At 46.8% G+C, this 19267-nt stretch carries 17 protein-coding genes and 3 tRNA genes; 6 read left to right on the top strand and 14 right to left on the bottom strand.

What is annotated here, in order from left to right:
• Positions 1-121: 121 nt before the first annotated feature.
• Positions 122-206 (bottom strand) — tRNA-Leu (locus ACEPPX_RS09645).
• A 204-nt stretch (positions 207-410) separates the two neighbouring features.
• Here ACEPPX_RS09645 and ACEPPX_RS09650 point away from each other — a divergent pair.
• From ACEPPX_RS09650 to ACEPPX_RS09665, 4 genes are all read left to right on the top strand, one after another.
• Complete coding sequence (locus tag ACEPPX_RS09650) at positions 411-1082, top strand: hypothetical protein (RefSeq protein WP_416623843.1); 672 nt, start codon at positions 411-413, stop codon at positions 1080-1082.
• The gene (gene ribA / locus ACEPPX_RS09655) at positions 1075-1671 is read left to right on the top strand and encodes a GTP cyclohydrolase II (RefSeq protein WP_416623844.1); all 597 of its coding nucleotides are present in this window, start codon (positions 1075-1077) and stop codon (positions 1669-1671) included. The genes ACEPPX_RS09650 and ribA overlap by 8 nt, the downstream gene beginning before the upstream one ends.
• Before the next feature lie 145 nt (positions 1672-1816).
• A tRNA-Val gene (locus tag ACEPPX_RS09660) sits at positions 1817-1892 on the top strand.
• Positions 1893-1905: 13 nt separating this feature from the next.
• A tRNA-Asp gene (locus ACEPPX_RS09665) sits at positions 1906-1982 on the top strand.
• Positions 1983-2477: 495 nt separating this feature from the next.
• Here the strand turns inward: ACEPPX_RS09665 and ACEPPX_RS09670 are convergent.
• The 4 genes from ACEPPX_RS09670 to ACEPPX_RS09685 all read right to left on the bottom strand — a co-directional run bounded on the left by ACEPPX_RS09670 (position 2478) and on the right by ACEPPX_RS09685 (position 7396).
• A complete protein-coding gene (locus ACEPPX_RS09670) occupies positions 2478-4241 on the bottom strand; it encodes an L-lactate permease (protein ID WP_416623845.1) in 1764 nt (587 codons plus the stop codon).
• Positions 4242-4488: 247 nt separating this feature from the next.
• Positions 4489-5934 (bottom strand): LutB/LldF family L-lactate oxidation iron-sulfur protein, encoded by a 1446-nt coding sequence (locus ACEPPX_RS09675; protein WP_416623846.1) that lies wholly within the window; start codon positions 5932-5934, stop codon positions 4489-4491.
• Positions 5931-6635, bottom strand: coding sequence for a LutC/YkgG family protein (locus ACEPPX_RS09680; protein WP_047760611.1), 705 nt, complete (start codon positions 6633-6635; stop codon positions 5931-5933). The genes ACEPPX_RS09675 and ACEPPX_RS09680 overlap by 4 nt, the downstream gene beginning before the upstream one ends.
• Positions 6632-7396, bottom strand: a complete 765-nt coding sequence (locus tag ACEPPX_RS09685) for a (Fe-S)-binding protein (RefSeq protein WP_416623847.1) — start codon at positions 7394-7396, stop codon at positions 6632-6634. The genes ACEPPX_RS09680 and ACEPPX_RS09685 overlap by 4 nt, the downstream gene beginning before the upstream one ends.
• Positions 7397-7623: 227 nt before the next feature.
• On the opposite strand from ACEPPX_RS09685, the gene ACEPPX_RS09690 reads away from it, so the two are divergent.
• The gene (locus ACEPPX_RS09690) at positions 7624-8433 is read left to right on the top strand and encodes a FadR/GntR family transcriptional regulator (RefSeq protein WP_047760643.1); all 810 of its coding nucleotides are present in this window, start codon (positions 7624-7626) and stop codon (positions 8431-8433) included.
• Positions 8434-8832: 399 nt separating this feature from the next.
• Positions 8833-10236: a DEAD/DEAH box helicase gene (locus ACEPPX_RS09695; RefSeq protein WP_416623848.1), complete on the top strand. Its 1404-nt coding sequence runs from the start codon at positions 8833-8835 to the stop codon at positions 10234-10236.
• Between the two features lie 203 nt (positions 10237-10439).
• Here ACEPPX_RS09695 and leuB read toward each other — a convergent pair whose 3' ends face one another.
• The 9 genes from leuB to ACEPPX_RS09740 all read right to left on the bottom strand — a co-directional run bounded on the left by leuB (position 10440) and on the right by ACEPPX_RS09740 (position 19050).
• A complete protein-coding gene (gene leuB, locus ACEPPX_RS09700; protein WP_416623849.1) occupies positions 10440-11510 on the bottom strand; it encodes a 3-isopropylmalate dehydrogenase in 1071 nt (356 codons plus the stop codon).
• Positions 11511-11568: 58 nt separating this feature from the next.
• Entirely contained in the window at positions 11569-12030 is a 462-nt protein-coding gene (locus ACEPPX_RS09705) for a YhcH/YjgK/YiaL family protein (protein WP_416623889.1), read from the bottom strand.
• 53 nt (positions 12031-12083) lie between these two features.
• Complete coding sequence (gene leuD / locus ACEPPX_RS09710; RefSeq protein WP_416623890.1) at positions 12084-12725, bottom strand: 3-isopropylmalate dehydratase small subunit; 642 nt, start codon at positions 12723-12725, stop codon at positions 12084-12086.
• Between the two features lie 55 nt (positions 12726-12780).
• Positions 12781-12921, bottom strand: coding sequence for an entericidin A/B family lipoprotein (locus tag ACEPPX_RS09715; protein ID WP_416623850.1), 141 nt, complete (start codon positions 12919-12921; stop codon positions 12781-12783).
• Between the two features lie 30 nt (positions 12922-12951).
• Complete coding sequence (locus ACEPPX_RS09720; RefSeq protein ID WP_416623851.1) at positions 12952-13074, bottom strand: entericidin A/B family lipoprotein; 123 nt, start codon at positions 13072-13074, stop codon at positions 12952-12954.
• A gap of 124 nt (positions 13075-13198) precedes the next feature.
• Entirely contained in the window at positions 13199-14605 is a 1407-nt protein-coding gene (gene leuC, locus ACEPPX_RS09725) for a 3-isopropylmalate dehydratase large subunit (RefSeq protein WP_416623852.1), read from the bottom strand.
• A gap of 171 nt (positions 14606-14776) precedes the next feature.
• A complete protein-coding gene (locus ACEPPX_RS09730) occupies positions 14777-16450 on the bottom strand; it encodes an AMP-binding protein (protein WP_416623853.1) in 1674 nt (557 codons plus the stop codon).
• A 343-nt stretch (positions 16451-16793) separates the two neighbouring features.
• A complete protein-coding gene (locus ACEPPX_RS09735) occupies positions 16794-17003 on the bottom strand; it encodes a (2Fe-2S)-binding protein (RefSeq protein WP_416623854.1) in 210 nt (69 codons plus the stop codon).
• A 262-nt stretch (positions 17004-17265) separates the two neighbouring features.
• Positions 17266-19050 (bottom strand): assimilatory sulfite reductase (NADPH) flavoprotein subunit, encoded by a 1785-nt coding sequence (locus tag ACEPPX_RS09740; RefSeq protein ID WP_416623855.1) that lies wholly within the window; start codon positions 19048-19050, stop codon positions 17266-17268.
• Positions 19051-19267 lie beyond the last annotated feature (217 nt).

Here is a 19267-nt window from a genome sequence, read left to right on the forward strand (position 1 = left end):
AATCGGTGACGAGGGAATGGGTAAACCGGCTGAAAGCCTTGCCCTGATTAAATCTTGTGGACGTTATTGGATAATATAAGACGTAAAAAAAGCAACCTAAAAGGCTGCTGTTTTTTCAGTGTGGTGCGGACGGAGAGACTCGAACTCTCACACCTCTCGGCGCCAGAACCTAAATCTGGTGCGTCTACCAATTTCGCCACGTCCGCAAAGAAAGTAATAATATCAAAAATTTTTAAAGATGCAAAGGGGGGAACTTGAAAAGGTGGAAAAAATGCCCATGTAACGGGGTATTCATTTATATAATGCATACAATGGCTGTTTGATATGCCGCTTCAAATTTTGGAAACGCCTGATTGAATGAGGGCGGATTTTTAGTTAATTGGTTGTTTTAATTAAATAGAAGGATAAATATGTCGGCTTTATTAGTTCAGGATTATTTGCAAACCCAAGGTTTGCGGTTGCCGACAGATGAAGTGCGGGTAGCACTGATGACGTTGCAGGCAGTTATAAATATGGGTGAGGTTTCGGTAGACCGTAATATTTTATGGTACTGCCGAGATAATGTGGTTTTATCGGATTACGTAGCTGAAAATTCCGATAATGAAAAGCTGCTTAAACAAATTTTCATGACCCTTGATTCTGTAGGTAGCCGTTGCGAAGGTTGGCAAAGTATAGCGGTATATGCATTGATGCCGTCTGAAAACGGGCAGCCTTTTTTATTGCGCTTAGCGCAACAGGGATCGGTATTGGAACAAAAAATCGAGGTAAATGAGGAGAGCGGAAGGCGTTATTTATCTTGCCGAACGGCAGCTACCGGTTGGCTGAATGTTGTTAATGATATGCAAAAATGGCTTGAGTTGGGTGAGGTAGAAGGAGATCATCATCGTTGCTTGAGCCAGATGGTGTTGCCGGTATGTGCCGAAAGCGGCAAAGTATTGGGTGTGGTACAAGTAGATTATGCACAAAAAAATGCTTTTGATAATGCGGCGCAAACTGATTGGGTAGCATTGGCAGTTGCATTGGCCGAACCAATGCAAGCTTTGTTGGGGGAAGGTTCGGAAGGGGAGTGCGAGAATGAATAAGCCGCTTAAATTTGTCGCATCTTGCCGCCTGCCGACCGAATGGGGTGTTTTTACCATGCATGGCTTTGAAGAGAGCCCGGGCGGGCAGGAGCATGTTGCGCTGACAATGGGTGATTTTTCTGACGGAAAGCCTGTTTTGGCTCGAGTGCATTCGGAATGTTTGACTGGGGATGCTTTATTTTCGCAAAAATGCGATTGTGGTCCTCAATTACAGGCTGCAATGCAGGCAATACAAAAAGAAGGGCGGGGAGTAATAGTATATTTACGCCAAGAAGGACGGGGCATCGGTTTGATTAATAAGATCCGAGCTTATCAACTGCAAGATCAGGGCTTGGATACGGTAGAGGCAAATGTGGCGTTGGGGTTGCCTGTGGATGCACGCGATTTTACATTGGCAAAACATATGTTTGAATATTTGGGTATCAGTGAGATACGGTTGTTGACGAATAATCCCCGGAAAGTAGAAGTTTTGCAAAATGCCGGAATTCATGTGAGCGAGCATGTGCCTTTGCAAGTGGGGTTGAATTCTGAAAATCAATCTTATTTACATACTAAGGCAGAGAAGTTCGGACATTGGCTGGATGTTTAAAATAAAAGTAATATTTGCATGAAATTAATTTTTATTAATTTCAGATATTTATTTTATTTTTAATAGAAAGATAAATAAAGTGCTTGCGCGCATGTAAGAAATTTGGTTTAATTACGTTCTCGCAACGTTAAGCGAGAATAAAAAAGGGTGATTAGCTCAGTTGGTAGAGCGTCTGCCTTACAAGCAGAATGTCGGCGGTTCGACTCCGTCATCACCCACCAAGTTTTTTTATGCGGAGTGGTAGTTCAGTTGGTTAGAATACCGGCCTGTCACGCCGGGGGTCGCGGGTTCGAGCCCCGTCCACTCCGCCAATATTCGAAAAAGAGCCTGATAATATCATCAGGCTCTCTTCTCTTTATTTAGAAGAATATTTTTATAATATTAAAAGCCGTCTGAAATATATTTCAGACGGCTTTTTGTGATTTGAAGAAATGTAAATATTTTATATCTTATTTGGTTGAACTTAAATTTATTGTGCTTACTCTTTTCTTTATATCAGAAAAATCAATAATATTAAAATGCGATAAAATGAATTTCTTTATAAAATATCAGCATATTAATATCTTATGTGATGGTGCGATACGGCAAAATCGTAAGACCCTTTATAAAATAAAAAAATAACTGCCTAAAGAATATTTGTTTGATATAAAAGTGCTAAATAATCTTTATATTAAAGTAATATCAGGCCGTATCTGAATTACAGATAACCCACGACTTGGTAAGGGGGTGTTTTGAATAAGTTTGTATCAGCCTATTAAAAAAGGCCGTCTGAAATTTCAGACGGCCTTTTTGATATATAGCCTAAATTATGAAGAGGCTTTGCCTTTATTCATGCTCATAACGGTCAGGAAAAGTGCTGCAAAGACTACCGCGGCAATTGTCCAGCCCAAGCTGCCTGTTATCAGGGCTTGGCCAATCAGGCCGCCTTGAATAACGTAGTAGCACATCGGAATCAGAGTTTTACGGATGATATCACCTTCACGGTTAATCAAACCGACTACCGCAGCCGCAGCTACCACATTGTGTACGGCGATCATATTACCTGCTGCTCCACCAATCGCTTGCAATGCAACTACCAGTGCGGAAGCGTCAATGTTGGAATAAACTTCTTGGGCGGTTGAAAATTGGAAGTAGGAGAACATCATGTTGCTGACTGTATTTGAGCCTGCAATAAATGCACCCAAAGCACCAATCCAAGGAGAAACATTCGGCCATGCGTTGCTGAACCAATCTGCCGCACTTTGTGCCAACACCATCGGCATGGCGGGTAGAGCTCCGGCTGCAGTCATATCACCTGAAGCGGAGTTGATGAACACTTGTACCATCGGAACAGACAACAGCAGTGCAGGTGCTGCGGATATCATAGTTTTGCCTGAATTGCCCCAACCGCGCATGAAGTTTTTCATGCTCATACTAAAGAGAGGGATGCACAACAGAGACACTAAGATTAATACTGTACCCGGAGAGTAACCGAACTGTACTTTAGAGGTGATGGAGGTACCAAACAGATTGCTAAGAGTAATAGTGGTAAGCTCCCCGGTTAAGAATGCTTTTAACGGAGCAACTACACGGGTCAGAATCAGCACGCCGATTACGATTACATAAGGAGCAAAGGCGCGGAATACAGAGAAAGTCGGTTTATTGTCGTCTTGGCTATCTTCCAAATTGCCTACCCAGGTGCTCTCCCATTTGTTGCGTTCAGGAAATTCGAATACTTCTTTGGGTACGAACCAACCGCGCTTGGCTGCGGGTACGACAATCATCAGGCCGACAAAACCGCCTACCAATGAAGGAAACTCCGGGCCTAAGAAATGGGCAACCAAGTAGTAGGGGAAAGTAAAGGCGATACCGGCAAACAAGGCAAATTTCCAGGCAGCTAAACCTTCGCGGAAAGAGCGTTTTTCACCGAAGAATCGGGTTAACATGCTGACCAAAATCAGCGGAATGAGGAAACCCACCAAAGCATGTAGTAGGCCGACATTGGCGGTAATCTGCATCAGGTATTGTTCTACGGTAGCGGGAGCAACTGCGGCTGCAACATCTTCTTTATTGTTGATGCCGGTCCATACGCCCAGAAGCAGAGGTGTGCCTACTGCGCCGAAAGATACGGGAGTAGATTGGATAATCAATACCGACATAACGGCAGCCATTGCCGGGAAGCCCAAAGCCAGTAGCAAAGGAGCGCCTACGGCAGACGGTGTACCAAAGCCGGAAGAACCTTCTACCAGAGAACCAAATAACCAGGCAACGATGATTACCTGAACACGGCGGTCGGGTGAGATATCCATAAAGCCTTGGCGGATAGATTTGATGGCACCGCTTTCTTTAAGAGTATTCAACAGCAAAATTGCTCCGAATACGATATACAGTACGGTTAGGGCGACAATGACGCCATTTACGGTAGCCGCTGCAACGACGGCCGAATTTGTTTGCCAGACAAACAAAGCCAAAAGGGCGGTCACCAAATAGGCCGTCCCCATGGAAATTTTGACTGACAGACGCATTACCACCAATAAAACGAATACGGTGATAATGGGGAGCAATGCTAAAAATGTATGCAAAATGCTCATGGTTTTCTCCAAAATGATGATGGATTGCTTGTTAAGCCAGGTATTTTTGTTTTGTACCGCACAGTTTCCCCAAATAAGGTATTTCTAGGATATGGCGGTTATGGTTATTGTGTTATTTGGCCGGGTTGGTATTCTCCTTCTTCCAATTGTTTTCAGACGGCCTGTTTGGTTATGTAGAGGCCGTCTGAAAAACCTCTTAACTGTGTATTTTGATGACTCGCAGGTATTGCGGGTAATCATCATGTGTTTAGGTATTTTTTTGTTTTTCCGCAACCATCTGATGTAGTGTTTTGGCTGCAGGTTTGAGTGGTACGTGGTTGAGAGTCCAGCCCATTTGCTGGCTAGGAGCCAAGGCGCGGAAGGTGGTTGCCGCCCAACCAAAGGCTCGGTAGGCTTTTTTGCCGCCGAAAATACCGTTAAAGGTACGCCAGGCAATTTGTTCACCTAGGTTGTGAGAAGCGCCTTGGCCTTTAATCGGATATGTAACTTGCTCGTTAGGGGAGCGCTGCGCTTCTTCGCGCAGACGTGCCATTTGTTCTGTAATCGGAATTTTTACCGGGCAAACCTCTACACAGGCGCCGCACATCGAGCAGGCTGTCGGCAAATCGCGGGTTTTATCCAAGCCCAGTAAGTGTGGTGAAATGATTTCGCCGATAGGGCCAGGGTAGGTAGTGCCATAGGCGGCACCGCCGATGCGGCTGTATACCGGGCAATGGTTCATGCACGCGCCGCAACGGATACATTGCAAGGTTCGGCGCATTTGTTCTTCGCCGTAAGCTTGCGTACGGCCGTTATCCAGCAGTACCAGATGCATTTCCTGCGGACCGTCCAGTTCGTTGATGCGGCGGGGGCCGGTGATCATATTGAAATAGGTAGTGATAGGTTGTCCGATGGCACTGCGCGGTAATAGGCTGTATAGAGGAGGAATGTCGGACAGTTTTGCCACAACTTTCTCAATGCCGGTAATGGCAATGTGTACCGGTGGTACGGTTGTGGTTAAGCGGCCGTTACCTTCGTTCTCTACCAAACACAAAGTACCGGTTTCGGCAACGGCGAAGTTTACGCCGCTGAGGCCGACATCTGCGGTTCGGTAGATATCGCGCAAGGCTTTACGGGCAATACCGGTGAGTTCGTCTACGTCGTCGGTCAGTGCGGTAGAGAGGTGGTCGCGGAATAGCTCGCTTACTTGTTGTTTGGTTTTGTGAATGGCGGGCATCACGATGTGGGTTGGTTTTTCACCGGCCATCTGAACAATGTATTCGCCCAAATCACTTTCAATCGCACTGATGCCGTGGTCTTCCAAATAATGGTTCAGCTCGATTTCCTCGCTCACCATAGATTTGCCCTTAACCATCAGCTTACCGTTATGTTGTGTAACGATATTGTGGATGATTTGGCAGGCTTCTTCAGGCGTTTCCGCCCAATGAACCTTCACGCCCAAGCGGGTGAGGTTACTTTCCAGTTGCTCCAAAAGCTCCGGCAGACGTGAGAGTGAGCGTTGGCGGATATGCTCGCACAGACTGCGTAAGCCTTGCAGTTCGACTTCATCCGACAGAGAAGCCTTGCGACGGGTCATCAACATATCCATGGCCGTACGCAGGCTTTTGCGTAAGGGCTTGTCGGCCAGCGCGACTTGTGAATTTTGCTTGAATGTTTCCGGTTGGGGATGAATGGTGATTACAGGCTTGCTCATGCGGTTTCCTCCAGGTCCGCCGGATTAATGTGATCGGGCAGAACAGCCAAGACGACCATATCGCGCGGACCGTGCGCACCATATGCCAAAGTCAGCTGGATATCGGCGGTTTTGGAAGGGCCTGACACCAATACAACGTTGGTCGGCATGTCGCCGGCCATCTGTTCGCCTTCTACGGCTTGGTGAAAGTTGTTATACATACGGGTAGTATCGAACAAGCAAATATGTACCGGTGGTACCAAGCTTTGGCTGCGGGGTTCTTCAGGTGTGGGCCAAAGCATCAGTGTGCCGGTGTGGGCGATACCGCAACGCGAAGAGGTAAAGCCGGCATCAACACCGTTGAAAAATTCGTCTTTCCAATCTTCGATTAGTCGGTCGAATACTTTGATTTCTACTTCAGGAGCATTGCTTTGCAAGGCTTGGGCGGCGAGCTTGCCATGCTCTGTCTGCATCGGCATCAGGATATTTTTCAAACCCTTTTCTTGCGTTACTTGGCAGAAAACCTGAGTCCAATTGTTTGAGTTTACCCAGTAAATTTCGGTTTTGACTGCACGCATGGCTTTGGCCCAATGTTTGAGACGATCGGTTTCATTTGGCCATTGAGGTGTCATTTCGGCGTAATAATCGAAGGTATCAGGTTCGCGCATCGGGTAGGCATCGGCTTTGCGCAGTTTAGCTAAAATATTTTCACGTGCACTCATGATTTCCCTCCCGTACGTTCTAATAAGAAGGTTGCAATGTGCTTGGGTTTGGGCATACCGGGTTCGTCTTTGGCGATTTTTCCGCCGATATTCAACATGCAGCCGGCATCGGCGCTGATGATTTCTACTGCACCTGTTTTCTTTAAGGCGCAAACCTTATCGGCAACCATCGCACCGGAAATATCCGGATGTTTGACTGAGAAGGTACCGCCGAAGCCGCAGCACTCACTTTCGTGGTCGTGTACGACACGTTCTACGTTGGCAAGGCTGTCGACAAGCTGCCAGCCGGTGAGGTGCACGCCCATTTCGCGGCGGGCAGAACAAGAAGTGTGTACAGCCACCTTGGCAGGCTGACCTTTATCTTGCGGTTGGTAACCGATACCAACCAAAAAATTGGTGAATTCGACTACACGCGCGGCAATATCTGTAGCTTTTGCTTCGTAGGGCGTATCTTTGAACAGACCGGGCCAATGATGTTTCATCATGCCGCCGCAAGAGCCTGAAGGCACGACAATCGGCCAGTTTTCGGGAAAAAGATCAAGCTGTGATTTGGCTACATCGAACGAATCTTTAGGATGGCCTGAAGTAAAGGCCGGTTGGCCGCAGCAGGTTTGTTCCATAGGAAAATGTACACGTATACCCTGCTGTTCGAGCAGGGTAATGGCATCCATACCCGCTTCGGGCATGAAAATATCAAGCAGGCAGGTGCCGAAAAAATAAACGTCGCTCGGCATTGTGGCGGTGGGTGCCGGTGAAGCCATTTTGTGTTATCCTTCTTTGGTTAATTGGTATGACCAATTTTTTTAAGCTTTTCGACACTTTACAAAAGCTTGCAGGTTCGGTCAATTCATTTGCCATCAATTAAAATGTAAAAAATGTAATAAGATGTAGTTTATTTTGGTATTAAAAAAGCTTTATTTAGAAAAAAATTGCTGATTAAGTAAGTCGTTACCAGATTTTATTGTAGGTGGTGACAATCGTTGAGATGATGTTAATAAAAAGGAGCTATATAGTGGGAAATTCGCAAATTCGCCCGCTGTCGGTTACCGAGCAGGTAGTTGCTGTATTGGAACAGAATATTTTGGATGGTGTGTACAGCAGTGGTGCCAAGCTGCCTCCGGAGCGGAAATTGGCCGAAGAGTTTGGTGTTTCCAGGCCATCCGTACGTGCCGCATTACAAATGTTGGTCGCTCGCGGTATGGTCGTGTCGCGGCATGGGGACGGACATTATGTATCCGTACGTTTGGAAGAGGGATTGCTCAACGGCTGGCAGGAATTATTGGAACGGCATGAATATCTGCAAAATGACGTATTGGATTTCCGCCGCTCTTTAGAAGGTGTTATCGCGGGTTTGGCGGCAGAGAGGCGTACGGATACCGATTTGAACCGCTTGCAGTTTTGGTTGGATGAGCTGGAAAGTGCGTATCAAAGCGGTAATATCGAAAGACAATCGGAAGCAGACGTAAACTTTCATCAAGCCGTGGCGGAGGCCGCGCACAATATATTGTTCGCACATATTTCGGGCAGCCTGTTACATATGTTACACCGCCATACACAGCAGAATTTAGCCAATATGTTCGGTGTGGCTGATGTAAAGCCTCAGTTGATGTCGCAGCACCGTGCTATTTTTGAAGCCATTCGTGCCCAGTTGCCTCATGCGGCTGCTGCTGCTGCCCAAGGCCACTTGGATTTTGTCGGAAGCTGTCTGACACAGGAAAGAGAACAAAGCCATTGGCGGCAGCGGGCGGAAGCTTTGGCTGCGAAAGATTTGAGGGAATATAAGGGCAACGGTAAATAGTAAAGTTTTGCTATATTTGCCGGCAACAACCAGAAGATAATTTTGTTATGATATAAATTTTGCCAGGTTGTTTGGCAGATAGTAATTAAGAATGTGGGAGCAGAAAAATCATTATGTTGTTTCAGAGGGAGTACGGGAGCTTTTTATTCTTTAGTGAAAGGCTGATTTGTGGCAAGATAATGGTTTGCCGTATCAATAACGATAAAATAACAAATACGGTAAATCTTTCAGACGGCCTGCTGCTTTCATGGCGTTAAATATCCTATTCCAATCATTAGCTTGCAGTAGTGAAACGATAAATTATGCCGTCTGAAAATTTTTCTACACTTATATATTTGCCTACCGGTAAGCGTATTAAATTTATCGGCGTTGGCGTAATAAAATTAAACGGAGCAGATTTTGAACCACTTTACTACGTTGGGATTGTCCCGCGAAATTACCGACGCACTGGCCGAACAGGGCTATGAAACACCCACTCCTATTCAGGCCGCAGCCATTCCCAAAGCCTTGGCCGGACATGATTTGCTGGCTGCCGCACAAACCGGCACGGGTAAAACCGCTGCCTTTATGCTGCCGAGTTTGGAGCGTTTGAAACGCTATGCGACGGCAAGCACTTCTCCTGCGATGCATCCTGTCCGTATGCTGGTGTTGACGCCCACACGCGAGCTTGCCGACCAAATCGATCAAAATACTTCGGCTTATATTAAGAATCTGCCGTTACGCCATACTGTGTTGTTCGGCGGCGTAAATATGGATACGCAGGTAAAAGATTTACGATCCGGTTGTGAAATCGTGGTCGCTACCGTAGGCCGCCTGCTCGACCATGTTAAACAAAAGAACATCAATTTATCCAAAGTCGAAATCGTAGTGTTGGATGAAGCCGACCGTATGTTGGATATGGGCTTTATCGATGATATCCGCAGCATTATGCAAATGTTGCCCAAACAACGGCAAACCCTGCTGTTTTCGGCAACTTTTGCACCGCCTATCCGTAAGTTGGCCCAAGATTTTATGAAAAATCCGGAGCAGATCGAAGTTGCCGCGCAAAACACTACTAATGCCAATGTTGAACAGCATGTGATTGCCGTTGATACGGCCCGCAAGCGTAATTTATTGGAACGTTTGATCGTTGATTTGAACATGAATCAAGTGATCGTGTTTTGCAAAACCAAGCAAAGCGTTGATCAAGTCACACGCGATTTGGTTCGTCGGGAGTTAGCCGCCCAAGCGATTCATGGTGATAAGTCGCAGCAAACCCGTTTGGAAACGCTCAGTGCCTTTAAAGAAGGACGCTTGCGTGTGTTGGTAGCAACCGACGTTGCTGCCCGCGGTTTGGATATCGCCGAATTACCCTTTGTAATTAACTATGAGCTGCCGACACAGCCTGAAGATTATGTTCACCGTATTGGTCGTACCGGTCGGGCAGGGGCGGATGGCGTCGCTATTTCCCTGATGGATGAAAACGAGCAGAAAATGTTTGAGTCGATTAAAGAATTAATCGGTCTTGATATTGCTGTGGAGCGTATTGAGGGCTTTGAACCGCGCTGGTGGGATAATCAGGAAAACAGCAATACTGCAACGGATAGCCGCCACGAGCGGCCAGCCCGTAACCAGCCATCCGAACGTCAGTACAATCGGGAGTCGCGCCAAGCAGGGCGTGAAGAGCGCGATAATAAGCGTGAGGGCCGCAGCAGTGAGCGTGATGCGGGTGCCGCTTGCGGAAAAATTGCAGGCCGTAGCCGCCGTAGCCGCCGCGAGCAACCCAAGTGTGCTTTGCTGCAACCGAATTTCGGCATACGCTGATATTGTGTAAATATTGAATGATTTTAGGCCGTCTGAAATATGATTCAGACGGCTTTTTAACTTTTAATAATAGTATGTTTAGAAGGGATTTACTTTCTATAAAGTATGTAGCTTGCTTGCTATCAGTAAATACCTGCCAATAAAAAATGCCGTCTGAAACATATATTTTCAGATGGCATTTTTTATTATTTATTAATAGAGAATTATAAGGCGGCTAATACGGCATCACCCATTTCGGAACACGAAACCTGTTTGGTGCCGGCTTCGAAAATATCGGCGGTACGGTAGCCTTGTTCCAATACTTTTTGTACGGCTTTTTCGATTTGTTGCGCACGCGCTTCGTCATTGAGGCTGTAACGAAGCAGCATAGCCAGTGACAAAATGGTTGCCAGCGGATTGGCTTTATCTTGACCCGCGATATCGGGCGCCGAACCGTGAGAAGGTTCGTATAAACCTTTGCCGTTTTCATCCAATGAAGCAGAAGGCAGCATGCCGATAGAGCCGGTAAGCATCGAAGCTTGGTCGCTGAGGATGTCGCCGAAAATATTGCCGGTAGCGATGACATCGAATTGTTTGGGTGCGCGCACAAGTTGCATGGCAGCATTATCGACATACATATGGCTTAGGCTGACTTCCGGGTAGTCTTTGGCGACTTCTTCAAAAATTTCTTTCCACAGCTCGGTAGTTTCCAATACATTGGCTTTATCTACCGAGCAGAGTTTTTTACCCCGTTTTTGGGCTGCTTCGAAAGAAACTTTGGCAATACGGCGGATTTCGCTTTCACTGTATTTCATAGTGTTGAAACCTTCGCGTTCACCGTTTTCCAAAGTACGGATACCGCGCGGTTCGCCGAAATAAATATCACCGGTCAGTTCGCGCACAATCAAGATATCCAAACCGGCGACGACTTCTGGTTTTAGCGTAGAGGCGTTGGCCAATTCTTTATAAAGGATGGCAGGGCGGAGGTTGGCAAACAGGTTCAGATCTTTGCGGATTGCCAACAAGCCGCGCTCAGGGCGCAGCGGGCGTTCGAGTTTATCGTATTGGGGTCCCCCGACCGCGCCGAGTAATACGGCATCGGCGTGGCGGCACAGATTTTGGGTAAATTCGGGGTAGGGGTGGCCGTATTCGTCGTAAGCCGCGCCGCCGAGCGGAGCATAGCTATAAGCGGCATCCAAGCCTTGGGCGATTAATTTGTCGAGCACGCGCACGGCTTGGGCAATGATTTCAGGGCCGATACCGTCACCGGGGAGAATAGCGATTTGTTTGGTCATAAAAATTTATCCTTAATTTATATGGAGAGAATAAAAATTTTTGGAGTGCTTCGGTAATTTATTTACCAATACTTTCCGTACGAATTTTAAATACCGCCTTGCGGATATAAGGTTGGTTTCCTACTAAGGGCGCATGTGCGTCTGTCGGGAAAAACAGGGCAAATTGGCCGGGCGCGACTTCAAACCATGTATCGGGCGCATCTGTAAAAAATTCGATATCGCGCTGCTCGTTGTAACCCAAACCGTTTTTTAGACGGCTTTTGTCAATCCGGCCGTAACCTTCGCTACTACTGATGGGTATTTGGATATCGATATGATATTGATGTACCTCGGGATATGCAGCCTCTCTGCTACGCATGGGTTCGCTGCCGATAAAGATACGGATATTGGGGTTGGTGCATGGTATTTGCCCGTCGGGCAGAGAATGAAAGTTAAGAGACCGCATCAGCTCGAAAGCTTCTGCAAAATCAGGATGCAGAGAGCTATAAAATGCAGCGTTTGCAATGGTATCTAAAATCATAGTATTTGAAGAAAGGCCGTCTGAAACTGTTTTCAGACGGCCTGTAATATCAATCAAGAATGAAACAGCCAAGGTTGGGCGGCTTTGCGTTTGGCTTCGAATGCTTTGATTTCATCGGCATGTTGCAAAGTCAGGCCGATTTCGTCCAAACCGTTGAGCAGGCAGTGTTTACGGTGTTCGGTAATATCAAATGCAAATGACTCTCCGCTCGGTGTGGTAACGGTTTGTTTTTCCAAATCGATATCCAGTGCATAGCCCTCGGTGGTTTCGGTTTCCCGGAACAGTTGTTCGACAACGGCTTCATCAAGCACGATGGGCAGCAAGCCGTTTTTGTAGCAGTTGTTGAAGAAAATATCGGCAAACGAGGGAGCGATAACGGCGCGGAAGCCGTAGTCGTCCAAAGCCCAGGGGGCATGTTCGCGTGAGGAACCGCAGCCGAAATTTTTGCGGGTCAGCAATACTTGCGCGCCTTGGTAGCGTGCTTGGTTGAGAGGGAAGTCGGGGTTTAGCGGGCGCTTGCTGTTGTCCATGCCTGGCTCGCCGTGATCTAAATAACGCCATTCGTCGAATGCATTGGGACCGAAGCCGGAGCGTTTGATGGATTTTAAAAATTGTTTGGGGATGATTGCGTCTGTATCGACGTTGGCACGGTCCAGTGGGGCAACCAGTGCGGTTATGCGGGTAAATGCTTTCATGGGTGTACTTTCGGTTGGCAGCCGGGATTCGCAAGCGAATCCCGGAGGAGTGGGCTTATTGCGCGCTGTGGCGTTCGGCAGACTGCTCAAGTTCGCTGCCTGCTTTTTGCACATCAGCTCCGAAGCCGGCTACGGTATTGCAGGCACTGAGTAATACGGCTGCACCTAGGGCAAGCCAAAAAGTTTTTTTCATCATGGTGCTTTCCTTTCGGGTAGCGGTGGTCATTTAGTTAGCTACGCGTTCGATAGTGTTGCCGGCTTTTTGTACGTCTTTGCCGAAACCGGATACGGTGTTGCAGGCAGATAGCATAGCGGTGGCGGATAGGGCGATAAGAATTAGTTTTTTCATCTTTGAAACTCCTTATTAGATATCAAGTACAGCCTGAAAAGCATAGCTGTATCGGTATCATAACCGAGCGGCTACGGTGTGACAATCTTGCGGTTGCCGCTGAGGCGGGTTTGTAAATTTTGCTTTATAAACTGCGTACATCGGTAAAGTAGCCGGTAACGGCGGCGGCGGCGGCCATTGAAGGGCTGACTAAATGGGTGCGCCCGCCGTTGCCTTGGCGGCCTTCGAAGTTTCGGTTGGAGGTGGAGGCACAGCGTTCTTGCGGTTCGAGACGATCCGCATTCATAGCCAGGCACATGGAGCAACCGGGTTCGCGCCATTCGAAGCCGGCTTCGATAAAGATTTTGTCTAAGCCTTCTTTTTCGGCTTGTTCTTTAACCAAACCCGAGCCGGGTACGACCAATACGCGTTTGACGTTATCGGCTTTCAGACGGCCTTTGGCTACGGCGGCGGCTTCGCGCAAATCTTCGATACGGCTGTTGGTACATGATCCGATGAAAACAACATCAACCGGTATTTGGTTTAACGGAGTATCGGCGGTTAGTCCCATATATTGCAATGCGCGCTCCATACCGCTGCGTTTGACCGGGTCGTTTTCATCAGCAGGGTTAGGGACTTTGCCGTTGATATCCAATACCATCTCGGGAGAGGTTCCCCAGGTAACTTGTGGCTCGATATAGGCAGCATTAAATTCAAATACTTTATCGAATTGAGCGTTTTCATCTGAAACGAGGGTACGCCAATAGTCTACGGCTTGGTTCCAATCTTCACCCTTGGGTGCAAACGGTTTGCCTTCGATATAGTCGATTGTGGTTTGGTCGACTGCTATCAAGCCGGAGCGGGCTCCGGCTTCTATGGCCATATTGCACAAAGTCATACGGCCTTCCATAGAAAGATTACGGATGGCTTCTCCGCCAAATTCTATGGCATAGCCTGTACCTCCGGCCGTGCCGATTTGTCCGATGATATAAAGTGCGAGGTCTTTTGCGGTAACACCGGCTTTCAGACGGCCGTTTACTTTAATCAACATGGATTTAGATTTTTTTGCGGTAATACATTGGGTGGCCATGGTGTGTTCCACTTCCGATGTGCCGATACCGTGTGCCAATGCACCGAATGCGCCGTGGGTAGAGGTGTGGGAGTCGCCGCATACGACAGTCATGCCCGGCAGTGTTGCGCCTTGCTCGGGACCCATAACATGAACAATACCTTGGCCTTTGTCTTTAAAAGGAAAATAGGCAAGCGCACCGAATTCTTTAATGTTGTCGTCAAGCGTATCAACCTGTAGTTTGGAAATTGGATCTTTGATGCCTTCGTCCCAATGATCGGTTGGGGTATTGTGGTCGGCGGTAGAAACCACGCTGTCGACACGCCATAATTTCCGGCCTGCCATTTTCAAGCCTTCAAAGGCTTGGGGGCTGGTGACTTCGTGTACCAAGTGGCGGTCAATATATAGTAAAACGGTACCGTCTTCTTCTTCGCGGACGATATGGCTGTTCCAAAGTTTGTCGTAAAGGGTTTGTGCGCTCATGGTTTTCTTTTACCGTTGTCGTGGATATGTGGTCATGTTAGACTTTTTGGACTGAATATGCAATAGATTGCAATAGAAATTAAAAAATAAAGATATTTTTGGACATTTTGTCTTTTTTGTGTATGAAATAGCGGGCATTAAGCCCGCTGGGTTATTTGAGTATTGGTTATTTTAAGATTTAGGGGTGCTGTCCCGCAGTTCCCGCCGCAGTATCTTGCCTACGTTTGATTTGGGGAGATCATCACGGAATTCTATATCTTTCGGTACCTTATAGCCGGTTAGTTCGTGCCGTGCGTACTCTATCAGCTCTGCTTCGGTAAGCGAGGGATCTTTCTTAACGACGAAAAGTTTTAACGCTTCGCCGGTTTTCTCACTGCTGACACCGATGCAGGCAACTTCCAATACTTTGGGATGTTGGGCGATAACATCTTCGATTTCATTTGGATAGACATTAAATCCGGATACCACAATCATATCTTTTTTGCGGTCGACCAGTTTGATCCAGCCTTTTTCGTCTACCACGGCAATATCGCCCGTAGCCAAGTAGCCACGGCTGTCTAATACTTTGGCGGTTTCGTCGGGGCGGTTCCAGTAACCGTTCATGACTTGCGGGCCGCGAATCCACAATTCTCCCGCTTCCCCAATACCCAGAGCTTGGCCGTTATCATCACGGATTTCAATTTCCGTATTGGAAATGGGTAAGCCGATATTGCCGGTATGAGCAGTAATGTTCAGCGGATTAATGGCCACACCGGGGCTGGCTTCCGTGAGCCCGTAAGCTTCTACAATGGGAACGCCTGTAATGGCCTGCCATTTGTCTGCAACGGCTTTTTGCACCGCCATGCCGCCGCCTAATGCTAATTTCCAATGTGAAAAATCGAGTGATTTGAAGGCTTCTTGGTTAATCAAGGCATTGAAAAGCGTATTGACGCCGATAAATACGGTTATTTTATGTTTGTCGATTTCTTTAATTAATGCAGGTAAATCGCGCGGATTGGTAATCAATAGGTTGGCGGCGCCCATTTGCATGAAAATCATTACATTCACGGTAAGGGCGAAAATGTGGTACAGGGGAAGGGCGCTGAGTGCTACCTCTTTATCACCGTTCAAACTTTGGCTGATCCATTCTTTTGCTTGTGCCATATTGGCGCAAATATTGCCGTGTGTTAATACGGCGCCTTTGGCTACGCCGGTCGTGCCGCCCGTATATTGTAAAAAGGCGGTATCCTCAAGCGTGATATCGACCGGAATAAAAGGGTGGGCACGTCCGAGATTAATGGCTTGTTTGAAGGTAACGGAACCGGGCAGGTTGTAGTTCGGCACCATTTTTTTTACTTTGCGTACTACAAAGTTGGTCAGCCAGCCTTTAAAGCTGCCGAGCAAATCGCCGATGCTGGCGACAATAACGTTTTTTACTTGCGTACGCGGTAGAACCATTTCCAGCGTATCTGCAAAATTTTCCAATACGACAATGGTTTGGGCTCCGCTGTCGTTAAGTTGGTGTTCCAACTCGCGGGGTGTATAGAGGGGGTTGACGTTAACGACAATCATACCGGCCTGTAGTGCTCCGAATAATGCAACCGGATATTGCAATAAATTGGGCATCATAATGGCGACGCGGTCGCCTTTAGTCAGTTTGAGATGATCTTGAAGATAGGAAGCAAAATGTCCTGAAAGTTCGGCCAACTCGCCGTAAGTCAGGCTTTTTCCCATATTGATAAAAGCAGGACGGTTGGCATATTTGGTACTGCTTTTTTGAAAAGCATCAACTATCGAAGTAAATTGGCGGATATCCACTTCTTCTTTCACACCTGCTTGATAGCTTTGTAACCAGACTTTTTCCATGATGTTTTCTCCTGATGGTTATTGTTATTGGCCGGGGAGGCTTCTTATCTGCATACGCAATCCAAGCAGATAACGTTCAATATATCCGAAATCGATGATAATCGCTGAACTTATTTTGAGTAAGTGCTTTATATCATAAAAATGCCGTCTGAAAAGCAATTTTTATCTTCTCGTATTGATAAGTAATGATATTTTATTGTGTAGATATCGATTTGGCTGAATGCTTTATGCGTAAAGAGGCTAAGGTAATGGTGAAAGAAATAATATTCAAATGTGAAAAAGCATCCGTTTGATAACGGATGCTTTGAAATTTTGAAACCATATTTGATTTGTCGGCGGAGGATTAACTTTGTACGTTAATACCCGCGGTAACTGTTGTATTTTGAGCTTGGCTATTTGCCGTGTTTAAAAAAGATGAGGCCAAATCGCTGCAACATCCGCAGCAGGTAGCTACGCCAAGTTGTGCCTGCAGATCGCTGAGCGTACTTGCGCCGGCAGCAACGGTTTCTTGAATTTGGCGGTCGGTAATGGCATTGCAGATACATACGAACATGATGTGCTCCTGTTTCTGTTTTCTCTCAAATAATGATGAGAGTCAGTTTTATTTGTTTATGCAAATATAAATAAAAACTGTTCGCATTGCAAGTATTGAAAATGTAAATTATGGTGATAAAAGCAGAAAATAGGATAGTTGGATATTGTGCTTATTATTTGATTACGGATAGGTAAGAAACAATGATGATACCCTCACGCGGATTTTGATATGAGGGTATCGTATAGAGTTTAAACAGTGTGTTTATGATTGAGAATAAGATTTAATAGACATCACGCTGGTATCTTTTCTCTTCTCTCAGATTGTTCAGATACTCTTCGGCGTCATCCTGATCCATGTTCCCTTGTGTGGCGATGATATCAAGCAGGGTATTTTCTACATCGCGCGCCATATGGGAGGCATCGCCACACACATAAATGTGTGCGCCTTCTTGCAACCAACTCCATATTTCTTCGGCGGCGGTAGCTAATTTGTGCTGGACATAAACTTTTTCTGAGCCTTGCCGGCTCCATGCCAAGTCGGCGCGTGAGAGCAAACCGTTTTTTCTATACTGTAGCCATTCGCTTTGGTACAGGAAATCATCGGTAAATTTTTGATTACCGAATATCAACCAGTTTTTGCCGGTATCACCGTTTGCTTCACGTTGTTGCATAAAAGCGCGGAAAGGAGCCACTCCGGTGCCTGCGCCTATCATAATAATAGGTGTACTACCGTTTTCAGGCAGACGGAAATGTGGGTTGGGTTCCACAAAAACCCGTACAGTGTCTCCCTCTTCAAGCGTGTTACCTAGAAATCCTGATGCCGCTCCCGTATAGCTGTGTCCGTGGTGTTCGAATCGGACAACGCCGACGGTAAGATGAACTTCTTCGCCAACCTCTTCTTGGCAAGACGCAATAGAGTAGAGCCGGGGAGTTTGAGGGCGGAATAGATTGAATAGGGTTGCTGCATCCAGAGGATTGGGGTGGTCGGAAAAAACACCTACGGGTGGGGTTGCCGCCAGATAAACATCTAATGCTTCCGCATTTTCTACCGTCTGTTTTAGCACTTCATCATTGCTGAGTAAGGCATATTGGGTGACTAATGCGGGGGTGTTTTGGGTAATGTCCGCATGATGGGTGAGTGCATTGCGGATATCGGTTTCGCTACCGCTTGGAAGTTTGACGGTTTCGCTACCGTTGAGTTGATGCAATGACAATATTTCATCAACCAGCGCGCTATTATTTACCGGCCAAACACCCAAGGCATCTCCGGCTTGGTAGCGGATACCCGAGCCTGATAAGTCGATTTCGATATGTTCGACATCTTTTTCCGCTGTGCGTGCGGTAATTTTTTGACGCACCGAAAGGCTAGCGGTAAAGGGTTGTTCTTTCGTATATAACTGCGCGGGTGGGGAGGGAGTTTGTGAAGTCGAGCTTTGGGGAGCATTATTTGCGGTATTTTGCCGGCACAATTCACTTATGGTTGTACTGATTTGTTCTATCCAAGCATTGGCTTGGGTGTCATAGTCTAAATCACAGTCAACGCGTTCGGCCAAACGTTTGGCACCTAGCTTAGACAGCTGGTTGTCAAAATCCTTACCCGCTTGGCAGAAATTTGGATAGCTGGTGTCGCCCAAACCCAATACCGCAAAACTAAGTTTGCTTAAATCCGGTGCTTTTTTGCCGAAAAGGAATTTATACAGAGGTACGGCTTCTTCGGGTGGTTCGCCTTCGCCCTGGGTAGAGGTAACCAATAATAAGATATCTTCTTCAGGCAGGTTTTTGCTTTTGAAGTCGGCCGCTCCGATTAAGCGCACATCAAGCCCTGAGGTTTCGAGTTTTATCAGTAAGTCGGAGGCAACGCGGCGGGCATTGCCGGTTTGCGAGGCCGATAATATGGTGATACGGCGGGCTGGCGCCGCATCGGCAGAAAAATTTTCCGAGAAGGCTACGGTTTGCGCCACGCCTTGGCTTTGTGCCCAGCAGTAACCGGAAAGCCAAGCCAACTGAGTAGGGGAAAGGGCGGCAAGTTGCGTTGCTATTTCAGGCGGTAGAGGTAGGCTGGTCATTTATATGATTCCTTTTTATTTGTTTGTTCATACTTTAAACAGGCCGTCTGAAAAAGGGAAAGAATGGTTGGTTGTAATAAAATGCTATTTTGTTATAAGCGTGGAAAGTATATTGGCTTAGGCCGTCTGAAAAATGCGCGTAAGATGGGTAATGTGGCGTAGTTTATTGTGTCTGGAAGCTTAAAGTTAGTAACAAATATTAACGATTCTTGACTTA

This window comes from Neisseria sp. S1 (assembly GCF_048060015.1).
GTDB lineage: Bacteria > Pseudomonadota > Gammaproteobacteria > Burkholderiales > Neisseriaceae > Neisseria > Neisseria arctica.

Coding starts and splice junctions, on each gene's coding strand:
- ACEPPX_RS09650 (WP_416623843.1), top strand. CDS start 411: ATGTCGGCTTTATTAGTTCAGGATTATTTGCAAACCCAAGGTTTGCGG.
- ribA (WP_416623844.1), top strand. CDS start 1,075: ATGAATAAGCCGCTTAAATTTGTCGCATCTTGCCGCCTGCCGACCGAA.
- ACEPPX_RS09670 (WP_416623845.1), bottom strand. CDS start 4,241: ATGAGCATTTTGCATACATTTTTAGCATTGCTCCCCATTATCACCGTA.
- ACEPPX_RS09675 (WP_416623846.1), bottom strand. CDS start 5,934: ATGAGCAAGCCTGTAATCACCATTCATCCCCAACCGGAAACATTCAAG.
- ACEPPX_RS09680 (WP_047760611.1), bottom strand. CDS start 6,635: ATGAGTGCACGTGAAAATATTTTAGCTAAACTGCGCAAAGCCGATGCC.
- ACEPPX_RS09685 (WP_416623847.1), bottom strand. CDS start 7,396: ATGGCTTCACCGGCACCCACCGCCACAATGCCGAGCGACGTTTATTTT.
- ACEPPX_RS09690 (WP_047760643.1), top strand. CDS start 7,624: ATGTTAATAAAAAGGAGCTATATAGTGGGAAATTCGCAAATTCGCCCG.
- leuB (WP_416623849.1), bottom strand. CDS start 11,510: ATGACCAAACAAATCGCTATTCTCCCCGGTGACGGTATCGGCCCTGAA.
- ACEPPX_RS09705 (WP_416623889.1), bottom strand. CDS start 12,030: ATGATTTTAGATACCATTGCAAACGCTGCATTTTATAGCTCTCTGCAT.
- leuD (WP_416623890.1), bottom strand. CDS start 12,725: ATGAAAGCATTTACCCGCATAACCGCACTGGTTGCCCCACTGGACCGT.
- ACEPPX_RS09715 (WP_416623850.1), bottom strand. CDS start 12,921: ATGATGAAAAAAACTTTTTGGCTTGCCCTAGGTGCAGCCGTATTACTC.
- ACEPPX_RS09720 (WP_416623851.1), bottom strand. CDS start 13,074: ATGAAAAAACTAATTCTTATCGCCCTATCCGCCACCGCTATGCTATCT.
- leuC (WP_416623852.1), bottom strand. CDS start 14,605: ATGAGCGCACAAACCCTTTACGACAAACTTTGGAACAGCCATATCGTC.
- ACEPPX_RS09730 (WP_416623853.1), bottom strand. CDS start 16,450: ATGGAAAAAGTCTGGTTACAAAGCTATCAAGCAGGTGTGAAAGAAGAA.
- ACEPPX_RS09735 (WP_416623854.1), bottom strand. CDS start 17,003: ATGTTCGTATGTATCTGCAATGCCATTACCGACCGCCAAATTCAAGAA.
- ACEPPX_RS09740 (WP_416623855.1), bottom strand. CDS start 19,050: ATGACCAGCCTACCTCTACCGCCTGAAATAGCAACGCAACTTGCCGCC.